General features: G+C 73.3%; 16 protein-coding genes. 9 read left to right on the forward strand and 7 right to left on the reverse strand.

The features are described 5' to 3' along the window. Nucleotides 1–181, forward strand: a 181-nt coding sequence (locus VFC33_03075; protein HZR12211.1) for a hypothetical protein, incomplete at its 5' end; no start/stop codon positions are given. A 34-nt stretch (nt 182–215) separates the two neighbouring features. Here VFC33_03075 and VFC33_03080 read toward each other — a convergent pair. The 3 genes from VFC33_03080 to VFC33_03090 are packed head-to-tail and all read right to left on the reverse strand — an operon-like array spanning nt 216 to nt 3,680. After that, nucleotides 216–2,417 carry a PQQ-binding-like beta-propeller repeat protein gene (locus VFC33_03080; GenBank protein ID HZR12212.1) on the reverse strand — a complete coding sequence of 734 codons (2,202 nt, stop codon included), beginning with the start codon at nt 2,415–2,417 and terminating at the stop codon, nt 216–218. A 40-nt stretch (nt 2,418–2,457) separates the two neighbouring features. After that, a complete protein-coding gene (locus VFC33_03085; GenBank protein ID HZR12213.1) occupies nt 2,458–2,823 on the reverse strand; it encodes a nuclear transport factor 2 family protein in 366 nt (121 codons plus the stop codon). Then, the gene (locus VFC33_03090) at nt 2,820–3,680 is read right to left on the reverse strand and encodes a hypothetical protein (protein HZR12214.1); all 861 of its coding nucleotides are present in this window, start codon (nt 3,678–3,680) and stop codon (nt 2,820–2,822) included. Before VFC33_03090 ends, VFC33_03085 begins: the two co-directional genes overlap by 4 nt. 54 nt (nt 3,681–3,734) lie before the next feature. On the opposite strand from VFC33_03090, the gene VFC33_03095 reads away from it, so the two are divergent. From VFC33_03095 to VFC33_03105, 3 genes are all read left to right on the forward strand, one after another. Further along, a complete protein-coding gene (locus tag VFC33_03095) occupies nt 3,735–5,177 on the forward strand; it encodes a PLP-dependent aminotransferase family protein (protein HZR12215.1) in 1,443 nt (480 codons plus the stop codon). An 84-nt stretch (nt 5,178–5,261) separates the two neighbouring features. Beyond that, the gene (locus tag VFC33_03100) at nt 5,262–5,765 is read left to right on the forward strand and encodes a GNAT family N-acetyltransferase (protein HZR12216.1); all 504 of its coding nucleotides are present in this window, start codon (nt 5,262–5,264) and stop codon (nt 5,763–5,765) included. Next, the gene (locus tag VFC33_03105) at nt 5,762–6,790 is read left to right on the forward strand and encodes a nitronate monooxygenase (GenBank protein ID HZR12217.1); all 1,029 of its coding nucleotides are present in this window, start codon (nt 5,762–5,764) and stop codon (nt 6,788–6,790) included. Before VFC33_03100 ends, VFC33_03105 begins: the two co-directional genes overlap by 4 nt. Here the strand turns inward: VFC33_03105 and VFC33_03110 are convergent. The 3 genes from VFC33_03110 to VFC33_03120 form a co-directional block, all read right to left on the reverse strand. Beyond that, on the reverse strand, nt 6,780–7,490 hold the full coding sequence (locus VFC33_03110; GenBank protein ID HZR12218.1) for a hypothetical protein: 711 nt from the start codon (nt 7,488–7,490) through the stop codon (nt 6,780–6,782). The two genes, VFC33_03105 and VFC33_03110, sit on opposite strands and share 11 nt — an antisense overlap. 68 nt (nt 7,491–7,558) lie before the next feature. Next, complete coding sequence (locus VFC33_03115) at nt 7,559–8,395, reverse strand: ADP/ATP-dependent (S)-NAD(P)H-hydrate dehydratase (GenBank protein HZR12219.1); 837 nt, start codon at nt 8,393–8,395, stop codon at nt 7,559–7,561. Between the two features lie 40 nt (nt 8,396–8,435). Then, the gene (locus VFC33_03120; protein HZR12220.1) at nt 8,436–9,185 is read right to left on the reverse strand and encodes a histidine phosphatase family protein; all 750 of its coding nucleotides are present in this window, start codon (nt 9,183–9,185) and stop codon (nt 8,436–8,438) included. A gap of 185 nt (nt 9,186–9,370) precedes the next feature. Here VFC33_03120 and VFC33_03125 point away from each other — a divergent pair, with 185 nt between their 5' ends. Genes VFC33_03125 through VFC33_03145 form a run of 5 tightly spaced genes read left to right on the forward strand, consistent with a single transcriptional unit; the run spans nt 9,371 to nt 13,272 of the window. Further along, nucleotides 9,371–10,282, forward strand: coding sequence for an SDR family NAD(P)-dependent oxidoreductase (locus VFC33_03125; GenBank protein HZR12221.1), 912 nt, complete (start codon nt 9,371–9,373; stop codon nt 10,280–10,282). Then, the gene (locus VFC33_03130) at nt 10,279–10,698 is read left to right on the forward strand and encodes a VOC family protein (GenBank protein HZR12222.1); all 420 of its coding nucleotides are present in this window, start codon (nt 10,279–10,281) and stop codon (nt 10,696–10,698) included. The genes VFC33_03125 and VFC33_03130 overlap by 4 nt, the downstream gene beginning before the upstream one ends. Before the next feature lie 13 nt (nt 10,699–10,711). Further along, nucleotides 10,712–11,002, forward strand: coding sequence for an EthD family reductase (locus VFC33_03135; protein ID HZR12223.1), 291 nt, complete (start codon nt 10,712–10,714; stop codon nt 11,000–11,002). A gap of 22 nt (nt 11,003–11,024) precedes the next feature. Further along, nucleotides 11,025–11,510 (forward strand): YbhB/YbcL family Raf kinase inhibitor-like protein, encoded by a 486-nt coding sequence (locus tag VFC33_03140; GenBank protein HZR12224.1) that lies wholly within the window; start codon nt 11,025–11,027, stop codon nt 11,508–11,510. A gap of 31 nt (nt 11,511–11,541) precedes the next feature. Continuing rightward, nucleotides 11,542–13,272 carry a class I adenylate-forming enzyme family protein gene (locus tag VFC33_03145; GenBank protein HZR12225.1) on the forward strand — a complete coding sequence of 577 codons (1,731 nt, stop codon included), beginning with the start codon at nt 11,542–11,544 and terminating at the stop codon, nt 13,270–13,272. Here VFC33_03145 and VFC33_03150 read toward each other — a convergent pair. Further along, nucleotides 13,259–14,251, reverse strand: a complete 993-nt coding sequence (locus tag VFC33_03150) for an NADPH:quinone oxidoreductase family protein (protein HZR12226.1) — start codon at nt 14,249–14,251, stop codon at nt 13,259–13,261. The genes VFC33_03145 and VFC33_03150 overlap by 14 nt on opposite strands.

Consider the following 14,251-nt stretch of genomic DNA (forward strand, 5'->3'; position numbering starts at 1 on the left):
GGGACCGCAGCCCGTCAACCCGCCGCCGGGCACGACCGGACCGACCTCGGTCACGACCGGCTGGGGCCCGAGCGAGCTGCCGCTGCTGCAGTCGATGGAGCAGTACTTCGCGCTGAACGCGGCGCAGGTGCAGAAGCTCGCCATCCAGTTCTGGGCGTACCTCATCGGCATGTCGGGCTGACGGCGCGCGGCCCGCGGCTGCGGGCCGCGCGCGGCTACCCGATGCCGCGGACGATGTCCCGGCCCGGCCAGTAGCCCGTGCCGCCGACGACCGGCGCGCCGCCGTAGCCGTGGATGCCGCCGAACGCGTCCACGACGTAGCCCGCCGCCTCGCCGCTCACGACGGAGATGCCGCGCACGAGGTCCCGGCCGGCCCAGTAGCCGGATGCATACGCGTTCGGCGCGCCACCGAGCTCGTGCAGCCCGCCGTACAGGTCGAGCACCAGCCCCTGGCCGAGCGCGGTCGCGACGACGCCGCGCGCGACGTCCGCTCCCGGCCAGGACGCGGACGTCCCCGGCGTCGCGGGCATCGTGTGGCCGCTCTGCACGAGCGGGTGGACGCCGCCCCACGCGTCGACGATCGAACCGCGCACGTACCCGCCCGTGCACGGATCGAGCGCGATGCCGCGCGCGATGTTCCATCCGGGCCAGTACGCGGACGTCGTGACGGCCGGCGCGCCGCCGTAGGGGTGCACGCCGCCGAACGCGTCGAGGACGTACCCGCGCCCGCCGGTCGCGTCGCACGGGTCCCCGACGATCGCGCGCGCGATGTCCCAACCGCGCCAGTAGCCCGTGACGGTGACCGCGTGCGCGTCGCCGAACGGGTGGACACCGCCGAAGCCGTCGAGCACGTACCCGCCGGTCGGGTTCCCGGTCTCGTCGCGCAGCACGACGATCCCCCGAGCGATGTCCCAGCCCGGCCAGTAGCTCGTCGTCGCCAGCGCGGGCGCGCCCCCGTAGCCGTGGATGCCGCCGAACGCGTCGAGCACGTACCCGAGGACGGGTGTCGCGCGCGGCGTCGCGCTCGGTGCGAAGGCGAAGACCGTCCGGTCGCCGGCGACGAGCACGCGCCCGCCGTTCGCGGCGACGGACGTGAAGTGACGCGCGTGGCCGATGTCGAAGCTCGCGTCCACAGCTCCGGTCGACGGGTCGAGCGCGTAGAGCGTGCCGCCGTCGTAGTCGACGACCCAGACCGCGCCGCCCGCGACGATCGGCGAGCCGCTCGTCCCGGACGGTGCCTGCCATCCGGGGACGGCGGTCAGGGTCGGCGGCGCGGAGGTGAGGTCCACGTGGACGGCGCGGGTGCCACCGACGCACGGCACGTAGATCGTGGACGTCGTCGCGTCGTACGCGTCGCCGCCGAACGCGAAGCACCCGGGCATCGAGATGGTCGCATTCGCGAAGCCGTCACCGATGCTGGCCGGCTCGGTCAGCGCCGAGCCGTCGACCAGGTAGCCGACCTCCTGCTTCCCGACCGCGAACAGCTCGCCGTTCGGGAGGAGCAGCGGCCCGGTCGAGCCGAGGTCGAGATCCTGCTCGTTCCACAGCGCCCAGCTCGTCGGGGCCCACGCGCCGGTCTCGTGCAACGAGCCGTCGAGCCGGATCAGCGAGTTGCCGCGGTCGTACGGGTCGCCGACGCCGTTCTCGCCGTTGCCCGTCGTCACGTAGAGGTTCCCGCTGCCGTCGAGCGCGATGCCGGACGTGCCCCAGATCGCCCCCTCGCGTGTTGTCGGCACCTGGTACGAGTGGAGCGCGCCGCCCGCGTTCGTGTCGTAGCCCACGACCCAGCCGTGGTACGCGCCGCAGTCGCCGTCGAGACCGCCGAACGCCCAGTACACGACGCTCCCCTCGATCGCGAGCGCGGCACGCTGCTGCTGCGTCACGGCCGTCATCCCGGGCGGGTCGGCACTGCGTTGCAGCACGACGCGACCGGTCGCGGTGTCGATGCCGACGAGGTCGTGGTGGACGGTCGGGTACCGCTGCTCGGCGATCGCGTAGATGACGCCGGTCGCGGTGTCGATGACAGGCGTGCCGGTGACGCCGAGCGGGTCGATGTCACCGCACGGCAGCAGGGCGAGCGGAACGGGCGTGCCGACGTGCGTGGCCCAGACGATCTGACCGGTCGTCGCGTCGAGCGCGTAGAACGTGTCGTTCTCGGTGACGACGTAGACGCGTGAACCGACGACGAGCGGCTCCCCGTACACGAACCCGTCGAGCACCGGCGACGACCACACGGGGCTCGCGGGCAGCAGCGCGGGTGACGCGCCCGGATCGCCGTTGCGGTCGGGCGTCCCGTGATACGTGGGCCACGACGGCGGCGTCGCGCCCGCGACACCCGTTCCCGCGAGCACGGCTGCGAGCGCGGTCACCGCGAGCAGCACGACGACGCGCGTGGTCAGCGGGCGGGACGCGTGCACCGCAGAAGTGTTGCAGGCGCGCGCACACCCTCCGTGACACTCACGCGGGCGCGTAGAGCGCGTAGCCGCGCGTCACCTTGCCGTCGGTCCCGAACACCATCACCTCGGTGACGCGACGTCCCGTCTGGTTGCGGTAGAGGATCGCGAGACAACCGCCGCCCACGTGCACGTCGTCCACGTCGAAGTGGAGGTCGCGGGTGCGCGCCAGCGCCGCGGTCCAGTAGGCACGCAAGGCGTCGCGACCGCGCACGACCGGGTCGCCCGTGACGGCGGCCGCAACGGGCGACGTGAACTCGACGTCGGCTGCGAAGTGCTCGAGGACCGCGTCCACGTCGTGCCGGTTCCACTCGTCGGCCCACTGCTGCGCCCAGCGGCGCGCGTCCTTGTCGCCGATCACGTCGGTCATGGTCGTGGCGCTCCGATCGGGTTGGGGACCGGTACGGCACCGGCGTCGATCAGGTGGCGGCTGATCGGCGCGGCGAGCGCGATCGCACGCTCGATCCCGGTCGAGCCGAGCCGCTCGACCGGTCCCGCGGCCAGACGGTCCGTCGTGGCCTCGAGCTCGCGTCGGAGCGCGCCGCCGCTCTTCGTCAATCGGCCGTCGCGATCGAGCAGCCCGCGCGCCTCGAGCCGGCGTACCGCGCGGTCCCACTCGTCGTCGGTCCAGCCGCGCGTCGGTTGCATGCGCTCGCGGCTGACCACGCCGGTCGCGACGTGTGTGAGGACGGCGTCGATGCCGCGCAACCCGAGCGACACGGCCGCGAGCACGTGCCCGTCGCCGCGGTGCTCGCGCAACACGGTCGTCGCGAGCCACACGCGGGTCACGACGTCGTCGGGGACCGGGACGGACGCCCACCCCGCGGCGAGGGGGCGTCCCTCGAACCGGCATCCGTCGACCGCGGTCGCCAGCAGCTCGGCCAGCTCCGCGAGCTCGCGCGTGAAGCGACGGGCCGTGTACCGGCACAGGAGCTCGGTGGCGACGCGCACGCGCGTCTCGAGCACCGCCGCGGGCGTGGCGCGCGCCCACGCGTCGGGGATCGCGCGGGCGACCATGCCGGGCCGGAACCCGAACGTCATCGCGGTGACGGGCTCCGCGTTCAACGGCCCGAGCGGCGCGACGCGCGCGGCGAAGTAGCCCATCCAGAACCCGCGCAGGCCGAGCGCGTTCGACGCCTCCGTCGTCTCGGGCGCGAAGTAGACGACGGCGTGGATGGGCTCGATCGCCTCCCAGAACCGGCGGGCGAGCGTCGGTGCGGCGTCCATGGTTCGCGAGCATGCCGTCTCGCACCACCGACGCGACAGTGCCATTCTGATCCAGTGGACCAGGACCTCGTCTGGTGGACCCGCGTCGTGTTCGACGGCTGGCAGTCGCGACCCGGGCCACGCCACCAGCGGATCGCGAGCGCGGTGCTCGACGCGATCGAGCAGCGGACCGTCGCGCCGGGGGCGCGCGTCCCCGCCGAGCGACGCCTCGCGGAGTCGCTGGGCGTGAGCCGCGGGACGGTCGTCGTCGCGTTCGACCACCTCGTCGAGGCGGGTGTCGTCGTGCGCCGCCAGGGTGCGGGCACCTCGGTCGTGGGGCGGCCCCCGTGGACGCGACCGCACCCCGAGACGGGCGTTGCGTCGCTGTTGCTCCGCCGGCTCGCCGCCGACCGCGAGACGATCGACCTCTCGCTGTCGGTGCCGGCCGGTGCGGGCCACCTCCCGGCCGTGGACTGGCACGCCGGGTCGCGCGCACCCGAGGGTCACGGGCTCGACCCGCGTGGCGACCTCCGCCTCCGCCGGGCGATCGCCGACCATCTGACCTGTCGGCAACGCCTCCCGACCGGGCCCGACGAGGTGCTCGTGACCGCGGGCGCGCAGCAGGCGCTCGCGCTGCTCGGGCGCGCGCTCGTGTCGCGCGCGACGACGGTCGTCGCCGGATGCCCGACCTATCCCGGGTTCGCGGCCGCGTTCCTGCCGGCGCAACACGACGTGCGCACGGTCCCCGTCGACGACGCCGGGACCGACCCGACCGCGATCGCGCGAGCGCTGCACGGCCGCGGTGACGCGGTCGTGTACGTGATGCCGACGGGACACAACCCGACCGGGTCCGTCATGCCGGCCGCGCGCCGCCGCGCCGTCGCCGAGATCGCCACGACCGCGAACGTGACGATCGTCGAGGACCTCGCGCTCGCCGACCTCGTCCTCGACGGCGACGACGTGCCCGAGCCGATCGCGGCGCGGTCGAGCAACGCCGTCGTGATCGGCTCCGTGTCCAAGCTGATGTGGGCCGGCGTGCGCATCGGTTGGATCCGGGCCGATCCGCGACTGCTCGACGACGTCGCGCGCGTCAAGGTCGCGCACGACCTCGCGACGAGCGCGCCCGCGCAGGCCGTCGCAACCGCGTTGCTCGACGCGATCGACGACGAGTGGCTCGCGGCGCACCGCCGGGCGCTGGCGGCGCGGCGCGACCACCTGCTCGTGCTCATCGCCGAGCAGATCCCCGCGTGGCGGGCGCGCCGCCCGTCGGCGGGCCTGTCGTTGTGGGTCGAGATCCCCGTCGCGCGCGCGGACGCGTTCGCGCACGTCGCCGCGGCGCAAGGCGTCGTCGTCGCCGCCGGCAGCACCGCGTGCCTCGACGGACGCCACGTCGGCGCGATCCGGCTGTCGTTCGCCGAGCCGATCGAGACGCTGGAGCTCGCGGTCGAGCGGCTCGCGTCGGCGTGGGAGTCACACAGCGTCGACCTCGCGACGGCGCCGCGTGAAGCGGGGGCGTGATCCGCGTCACGTCGGCGACCATCGCGGACCACTCTCCCGTAATTGGCACTGTCCGCGTCGCCGCCGACGAGGGACCTTGGCCCCATGCGAACCCTTCCGTCATACGTCGCGATGCGACCCGTGCAGCCGTGTGACGAGGCCGCGCTCGTCGCGATGTTCGAGCGTTGCAGCCCGGCGAGCAGGTACGCGCGGTTCCTCTCACCCGTGCAGCGCATGCCCGCGCGCCACCTGCACGACGTGCTCCACCCCGACGGGACGCGATGGTCGTGGGTGGCGTGTGACCGCCGCGACGGCACCGTCGTCGCGCTGTCGAGCCTGTTCCGTGGCCGGGGGTCGAGCGGGGAGGTCGCGCTGCTCGTCGAGGACGCGTGGCAGCGGCACGGGATCGGGACCGCGCTGCTGGAGCTCGCCGCGGCGCGAGCATGCGACGTGGCGATCGACACGTTCATCGCGGTGGCGCTCACGGATTCGCGCCACGTGCGGCGGATGCTGGAGCGGGTCGGCACGGTCACCTCGGTGACCGACGGCCACACGAGCGAGCACCGCGTGCAGGTGTGCACGGCGGCGGCGCGCCGCGCCACGGCGTGATCCGGGAGCTCGTGCGCCATCCGGTGGTGCAGGCGCCGATGGGGGGCGGGCCGTCCACGCCGGCGCTGGCCGCAGCGGTGAGCGACGCGGGCGGGCTCGGGTTCCTCGCCGCGGGATACAAGACGGCGGCCGCGATGTCGGACGACATCGCGACGACGCGGCGGCTGACGAGCGAGCCGTTCGGTGTGAACGTCTTCGTCCCGAACCGCGCGCCCGTCGACGACGCGGCCGTCGCGCGCTACCTCGACGAGCTGCGACCGGAGGCGGCGGCGCTGGACGTCGAGCTCGGCGCGCCGGCGTGGACCGACGACGACTGGGACGCGAAGCTCGACGCGCTCGTCCGGGACCCGGTCGCCGTCGTCAGCTTCGCGTTCGGCTGCCCATCACGTGACGTCGTCGCCGAGCTGCGCCGGGCCGGGTCGCGCGTGGTCGTGACGATCACCGAGCCCGACGAGGCGCCGACCGCGGCCGCGGCCGGCGCGGACGCCGTCTGCGTGCAGGGCATCGAGGCCGGCGCGCACCGCGGCGGCTTCACCGACGACAGCGCGCACGACGGCTACGGCGTGCTCGCCCTGCTCGGCGCGACGCGCGCGGTGACCGACCTTCCCGTCGTCGCCGCGGGCGGGATCATGGACGGGCGCGACCTCGCCGCCGTGCTCGCGGCCGGGGCGGACGCCGCGCAGCTCGGCACCGCGTTCCTGCGCAGCGACGAGAGCGGCGCGCACCCGACCTACAAGGCCGCGCTCGCGGACCCGTCGTTCACCCGTACCGGCATCACACGCGCGTTCAGCGGGCGCCGGGCGCGGGGGCTCGTCAACCGGTTCATGGTCGACCATCCCGACGCGCCGAGCGCCTATCCGCAGGTGAACGCGGCGACCCGCCCGCTGCGCACGGCGGCCGCCGCGCGCGGCGACGCACACCGGATGAGCCTGTGGGCCGGTCAGGGATGGCGACGGTCGCGCCCGCACGCGGCGGGCGCGACCGTCGAACGGATCGTCTCGGAGTGGCGGGCCGTCAGCGGTTGATCCCGCCGCACGTCACCGGCATCTCCGCCTCGAGCGGGACGCCGGCGGCGAGCGAGCCCTGCACGCCGTCGTAGGTGTGGTTCATGTTCAGGTCGCGCCCGTGCATCACGATGTGCAGCTCGCCCAGGTCCTCGGCGACCTGGTGCGGCAGCGTGATCACACGGTGGTAGTGCACGACACCGTGCGCGTCGGACATCGGCGCGCGCGTCACGTCGAGCGCACTGCCCGGGCTGGTGTCGCCGCTCGTCGTCAACGTGACGAGGATCGGACCGTACGACGGCTGTCCCTGCACGGTGTCGATGATCCCCTGCACGATCACGGGCGGGAGCTTCTGCGCCGAAGCCGGCGGGCAGACGTTGTGCCGGCCCAGCACGCCGTGGATGTGCGCGACGTGCGGGAGGTTCGGCGAGAGGCCGCGTACCGTCATCCACACCTCGAGCTGGTCGCCGACGAGCCGCGCGCGGACGTCGCCGTTCGCGTTGCTGAAGTTCGACGCCTGCGGATCGTCCTTCACCCGGTCGAGGTCCGCGGAGAACGTGCCGTTGCGGTGATGCTCGCGTTCGCGCGCCTCCTGGTGACGGGCCTCGTGCTCGTGGTGCCCACCGTCGTTGGCCATCGCGGTGGCCGGCAGCGCCACGACCGCGGCGACAGCGACCGCGGCGACGAGCGGCATTCGCAGCCGCGCCGATCCGAACCTCATTCCCCTCCCCCTTCGTCGTCGGACGTTGCGGGGGTGTTCGGCGCCGTCGACGCGACCGGATGACGCGATCAGCGCATCTGCTGGACGAGCGCGGGCAGCTCGTCGAGGAGCTCCCGAGCGAGACGCCCCGCGCCGGGCCCGTGTCGCCCGAGCCGCATGCCGGCGCGCGCGTGCACGTGCACGGCACACAACGTCGCGACGAGCGGCGTGCAGCCCTGCGCGGCGAGGCCGGCGAGCAGCCCGGCGAGGACGTCACCCGAGCCCGAGACCCCGAGCAGCGGGTGGCCCGCGCGGTTGCAGTACTGCGCGGCGCCCGGCGCGCCCACCCACGTCTCGGGGCTGCGGACGGCGACGACGCAGCCGAACAGCTTCACTGCGGCTTCGAGCGCGCGGCGTGCGTCCTCGGTGACGTCGGCCGCGTCGAGACCCGTGATGCGCGCGGCCTCACCGGCGTTCGGGATCAGGACTGAGCGGTCCGCGACGCCGTCGAGCAGCGCGGGCTCCTCGGCGACGACGTCGAGCGCGGCGGCGTCGAGGACGAGCGTCGCGTCGCTCCGGAGCCCTTCGACGGCCGCGACGACCAGGCGACGCGTCGCGTCACGGTCCAGCGTGCCCGACCCGACGAGGATGGCGGCGGCGCCCCGCGCGAGCTCCTCGAGCCGACCGTCACCGTCACCGACCGCGCCCGTCGCGGTCTCCGGGAGGGGGACGACGCGCGCTTCGGGCAGCGCGACGCCGAGCGCGGGGATCGCGCTCGCCGCGGTCGCGACCTGCACCACCCCCGCACCGGCGCGCAGCGCCGCGGTCGCGGCCAGCAGCGTCGCGCCCGGTGTCTCGCGGGATCCGCCAGCGACGAGCACGCGCCCCCGCTCGTGCTTCGACGACGCGGCCGCCGTGCTCGGCACGCCCAGCCCGCGCAGCGTCCCCGACGTGACGGGGACGGCGTCAGCGCGGCGCGACGGGCACATCGGGCTCGCGGGTGATCGGCGCGCGTGACGCGTCGAGCGCGACCGAGCTGTTGTAGCAGTCGAGCGTCATCTGCGGAGGCGACGTGCCGTCGGCGGTGTACCGCGTCACCGAGCAGTTGAGGAGCTCACCCTGCGCGTCGATCGCGAGGATGTCGCGCTCGGTCAGGTGCTCCAGCGCATACCGGAACATCAGGATGACGACCTGGTGCGCGACGACGAGCACGCGCTCACCGGTGAGCTCGCGCGCGATGCTGTCGATCGCGCTGCGGACGCGCAGCGCGACGTCGCACCAGCTCTCGCCCCCAGGCGGCCGGTAGTAGAACTTGCCCACTCGCGCGCGTGCCTCGGCCTCCTCGGGATACCGCTCGACGATGCCGTGCTTCGTGAGCCGGTCGAGGACGCCGAACTCGCGTTCGCGGAGGCGCTCGTCGAGCACGAGCGGCAGCTGGAGCCCGCCCGCGTCGAGCGCGAGCCGCGCGGTCCGCGCTGCGCGCTCGTAGGGCGACGAGACGACGGCCGTCGGTGTGCTCTTCCCGAGCGCCGTGAGCCAGCTCCCGAGCGCGCGTGCCTGCTCCTCGCCGCACGCCGACAACCCGACGTCCATGTCGCGCTCCGCGACGTCGATCCACGTCGTGCCCGCCGCCTCCGCCGCTTCCGCCGCGACGTTGCCCGCGCTCTCCGCGTGCCGGACGAGCAGGAGCTCGCCCGGCCACCGACTCGACGTCACCGCGAACGGGGCGCGCCATCCGCGCGGTCGGTCACCGGCTCGACGTGCTCGGTCGGTTGCATTCCGACTCGGTACCCCCTCGACGACGAACGGAACCGTGCGCACGGGCCCGGCGCCGAGGAGCCATCGGCTTGTATACGTTGTGCCGCCCGCCGGCGCGGGCGGGCCGAACTCGGGGGGACGCCGTGCGTGAGCTCGCAGGAAAGGTCGCGGTCGTCACCGGGGGCGGCGGCGGGATCGGGAAGGCCCTGGGCGTGCGCTTCGCGCAGGAGGGCATGAAGGTCGTCCTCGCCGACAACGACGGCGACCTGCTCGACGCGACGGTCGACGAGCTGCGGGGCCGCGACTTCGACGTCACCGGCGTCGTCACGGACGTCCGGCTGCTGGACTCGGTCGAGGCGCTGCGCGACGCGACGCTCGACGCGTACGGCGCCGTCCACGTGCTGTGCAACAACGCGGGCATCGGCTCCGGGTCGCAGAAGCCGTTCTGGGAGCAGCACGTCAACGACTGGCGCTGGAGCTACGACGTCAACGTGTTCGGCGTCGTGAACGGCATCAACGCGTTCGTACCGGTGATGCTCGAGCAGGACGTCGAGGGTCACGTCGTCAACACGTCGTCGGGGAACGGCGCGTTCGTCCCGCTGCTCGCGGGCACGATCTACGCGACGACCAAGGCCGCCGTCGTGACGATCACCGAGTGCCTCTGGGGCAGCCTGCGCGCGATCGACGCGAAGGTGAGCGCGTCGGTGATGCTCCCGTCCACGCGGACGCCCGGTCTGCTGAACACGGGGATCTGGCGCCCGGGGCGCAACCGCCCACCCGAGTTCGCGCACGACGACGCACCGCCGCAGGAAGGACGCGACGCGCTGTCGGAGGTCGAGACCGCAATGCGCGCGGCAGGGCGCGAGCTTACGTTCGCGCCGCTCGAGGAGATCGCGGACATGACGGTCGACGGCATCCGCAACGACGAGTTCTGGATCTACGCGGGCGGCGACCCCGAGAGCGCGCGTGTCCGCGCGGACTCGATCGTGAACAAGACGCCGCCCGTCTACATGCTGCAGGGCGCGCAATTCACCCCACAGGAGCGATCCCGGTGACGCAGATCCTCGGTCAGTTCTGCATCCACGTGCGCGACCTCGAGCGCGCGATCGGCTTCTGGGAAGGTGTCGTCGGCATCCCGGTCCAGAGCCGGACCGACATCCCCGACGTCAAGGAAGCGGTCCTGCAGGCACCGCAGGGCGGATCGCGTCTGCAGCTCGCCCAGCGGCTCGATCGCGACGAGCCCGTCGACATGGGCACCGCGATGTGGAAGCTGTACGTGAACACGAGCGACTGCCAGGCGCTCTACGACAGGGCGATCGCGGCGGGCTGCGAGTCGGTCACGCCGCCGATGCGCACCGAACGCTGGCCCGTCACCATCGCGTTCGTGAAGGACTTCGACGGGTACCTCGTCGAGCTCGTGGAGTACCACGAGGGCACGCCGCCCGGCGTCCCCGACCCGAAGCATCCGTGACAGGAGGCGAGACGTGATCAGGTTCTCGGTGCTGTACCCCGCGACGGAAGGCGCCCGCTTCGACCACGACTACTACCGCGACAAGCACGTCCCGCTCGCGGCGAAGGCATGGAATCCCGTACGGGTGGAGATCGACAAGGGCGTGAACGGCCCGTACGTCGCCGCGGTCCACTTCGTGTTCGAGTCGAACGACGCCGTGCAGGCCGCGTTGGGGTCGGACCAGACTGCGGCGATCATGGCCGACGTCGCGAACTACACCGACGTCTCGCCCGTGGTGCAGACGAGCGAGATCGTGGAGAGCTGATCCGGACGAGGGAGCTGAGGCGATGGCGGACACGCTGAAGGTCACGAGCACGCTGTTCGACGACGGCGCGACGATCCCGAAGTCGGCCGCGCACACGTACGCGGGCGGGGACAACGTCAGCCCCGATCTGTCGTGGACGGGGGTGCCCGACGGGACGCAGAGCCTCGCGGTCACGTGCTACGACCCCGACGCGCCGACGACCGTCGGCTTCGTGCACTGGATCCTGTTCAACCTCCCGCCGGACACGACGTCGCTGCCCGCGGGCGCGGGCGCGCAGGGCAGGAGCCCGTCCGGCAGCGTGCTCGGGTTCACCGACTGGGGCGAGAGCCAGTACGGCGGGATGGCGCCGCCGCCGGGCGACGAGCCCCACCACTACCTGTTCACCGTGTACGCGCTCGACGTGCCGAAGCTCGACGCCGGCGCGACGTGCACCTACGCGTTCTTCCGGTTCTCCATCCGGGAGCACGTCCTCGCGACGGGTACGCTCACCGGCCGCTTCGGTCTCTGACGCGGGCGCGCCGACCAGGAGCCTTTCGACGTTGCGACTCACCTGGCCGGACCGCACGCTCCCCGACGAGATCCACGCGGCGCTCGCGGGGCCGGGCGCGCCGTTCGAGCTCGTCACCGAGAACGTGCTCGGTGTCGACCTGCAGGTGTTCGCGAAGCGCGCGCGGCATCTGCGCGAGCTCCTCACGACGGCCGCCGAACGCTTCGGTGACCGGCCCTATGTCGTGTTCCCGGACCGCACGCTGACGTACGCGGAGATGGTCGAGCACGCGGCCGTCGTCGCCCGCTCGTTGCAGGAGACGTACGGCGTCACGAAGGGCGATCGTGTCGCGATCGCGGCCGCGAACTGCGTCGAGTACGCGGTCACGTTCTGGGCGACGACCGCGCTCGGAGCGATCACCGTCGCGATGAACGGCTGGTGGACCGGCCCCGAGATGACCTACGCGCTCGGCCTCACCGAGCCGCGCGTGCTGCTCGGCGACCGCCGCCGCATCGAGCGGCTCGCCGGCGAGTCCGTCCCCGACGACCTGCCCGTCGTCGTGTTCGAGGACGACTTCGCGTCGCTCGAACGCGCCCGTCCGGACGACTCGGACGACGTCGCGCTCCCCGACGTCGCCATCGACGAGGACGACCCGTACCTCATCCTGTTCACGAGTGGGACGACGGGACGGCCGAAGGGCGCGCTGCTGTCGCACCGCAGCAACGTCCACTTCGTGTCGATGGCGATCCTGCGCGCCGCCGAGGGGATCGCGCGGCACGCGCGCGCGACCGGTCGCGCTCCCTCGCGGCCGCCGTCGCTCCCCGTCACGATCTCCGCGTCGCCGTTCTTCCACGTCTCCGGTCTCAACTGCCAGCTCGTCATGGCGTGCGCGACCGGGATGACGATCGTGTACCCGCCGCCGGGCCGGTGGCGCGAGGACGTCCACCTCGAGCTGACCGAGAAGCACCGCGCGACGGCATGGTCGCTCGTGCCGACCCAGTTGTGGCGGCTCCTGCAGTGGCCCGACCTCGACCGCTACGACCTGTCCTCGCTGAAGAGCGTCGGCGGCGGGAGCGCGGTGTGGCCGCCGGAGCTGCTGCGCAAGCTGGAGGAGAAGCTGCCGAACGTGCGGCCCGGCCTCGGTACCGGTTGGGGCATGACGGAGTCGAACGGCGGCGGCACGTCGCTGCGTTCGGACTCGACGTACGACCACCCCGACAGCATCGGGAACGTCGCACCGTCGGTGGAGCTCGAGATCCGCGACCCGGAGACGGGTGCCGCGCTCGGCGAGGGCGAGGTCGGTGAGATCTGCATCCGCACCGCCGCGCTCTTCCTGCGCTACTGGAACGATCCCGACGCGACGCGCGCCGCCCTCGACGACGAGCGGTGGTACCGCACGGGCGACTTCGGACACGTCGTCGACGAGTTCGTGTACCTCGAGGGGCGCCGCCAGGACCTCATCATCCGGGGCGGCGAGAACGTCTATCCCGCGGAGATCGAGAGCCGGATCATCGAGCACCCGGACGTCGACGAGGTCGCGGTCGTCGGCGTCGACCACCCGACGCTCGGGCAGGAGGTCAAGGCGTACGTCGTGGCCCGTCCGGGCAGCTTGCTCTCGGCCGACGAGGTCCGCGCGTTCGCGGCGACGTCACTCGCCGCCTACAAGGTGCCCGCGCACGTCGAGCTGGTCGGATCGCTCCCCCACAACGCGACGGGCAAGGTCCTCAAGCACCTGCTCGGCAAGGAGACCCCGCTGCAGTCGACCGGCTTCATCGAGGAGTGACGGGAGGGCGGACGTCGATGACGACCTTGCCGATCGCGCGGCGGTCCGCGACGTAGCGCAGCGCGGCGGGCGTGTCGTCGAGCGTGAAGCGTGCGCCGATGTGGGGCTTCAGGTCGCCCGCGGCGAGGAGGTCCATGAGCTCCCGCTCGTCGCGCTGCGCGCGCTCGGGGTCGTGCGTCATGAAGCTGCGCGCGTCGTAGCCGAGGATCGTGACGCCCTTCAGCAACACGAGGTTGAGCGGGATGCGGGGGATCTCGCCGGACGCGTAGCCCACGGTCACGAACCGGCCGCCCCACCGGAGCGCGCGCAACGCCGGCTCGGCGACGTCGCCGCCGACGGGGTCGAGGACGACGTCGGCGCCCTCGGGGAGCACCTCGCGCAGCTGCGCGCGCAGCTCGCCGGCGCGTGGCTGCACGGTGCGGGTCGCGCCGCACGCCTTCGCGGCGTCGAGCTTCTCGTCGCTCGACGCGATCGCGGTCACCGACGCGCCGAGCACCGTCGCGACCTGCACCGCGGCGAGCCCCACACCGCCACCCGCGCCGAGGACGATCACCTCGTCGCCCGACTGCACGCTCGCGACCGAACGGAGCGCGTGGTACGCGGTGCGGTGCGCGACGCCGAACGCGGCCGCGGACGCGTCGTCGACGCCGTCCGGCGTGCGCGACAGCCCGGCCGCGTGCACGACGGCCTTCTCCGCGAACGCGCCGACCATCGTGGCGCCGAAGACGCGGTCGCCCACGCGGAGCTCGCGCACGTTCGTGCCGACCTCGTCGACGCGGCCCGCGAGCTCGCTGCCCACGACGAACGGGACCGGGACGTGCACCTGGTACTCGTTCGCGACCAGGAGGACGTCGGGGAAGTTGACCGCGGCCGCGGCGACCGAGACGCGCACCTCGTCGGGCCCGGGCACCGGGTCGGGTATGTCCTCCACGGTGACGGCCTCGGGTGCGCCGTGGGAACGGCACATCGCGGCGCGCAT

The sequence above is a fragment of the Acidimicrobiia bacterium genome (genome assembly GCA_035651955.1).
Classification (GTDB): domain Bacteria; phylum Actinomycetota; class Acidimicrobiia; order IMCC26256; family JAMXLJ01; genus JAMXLJ01.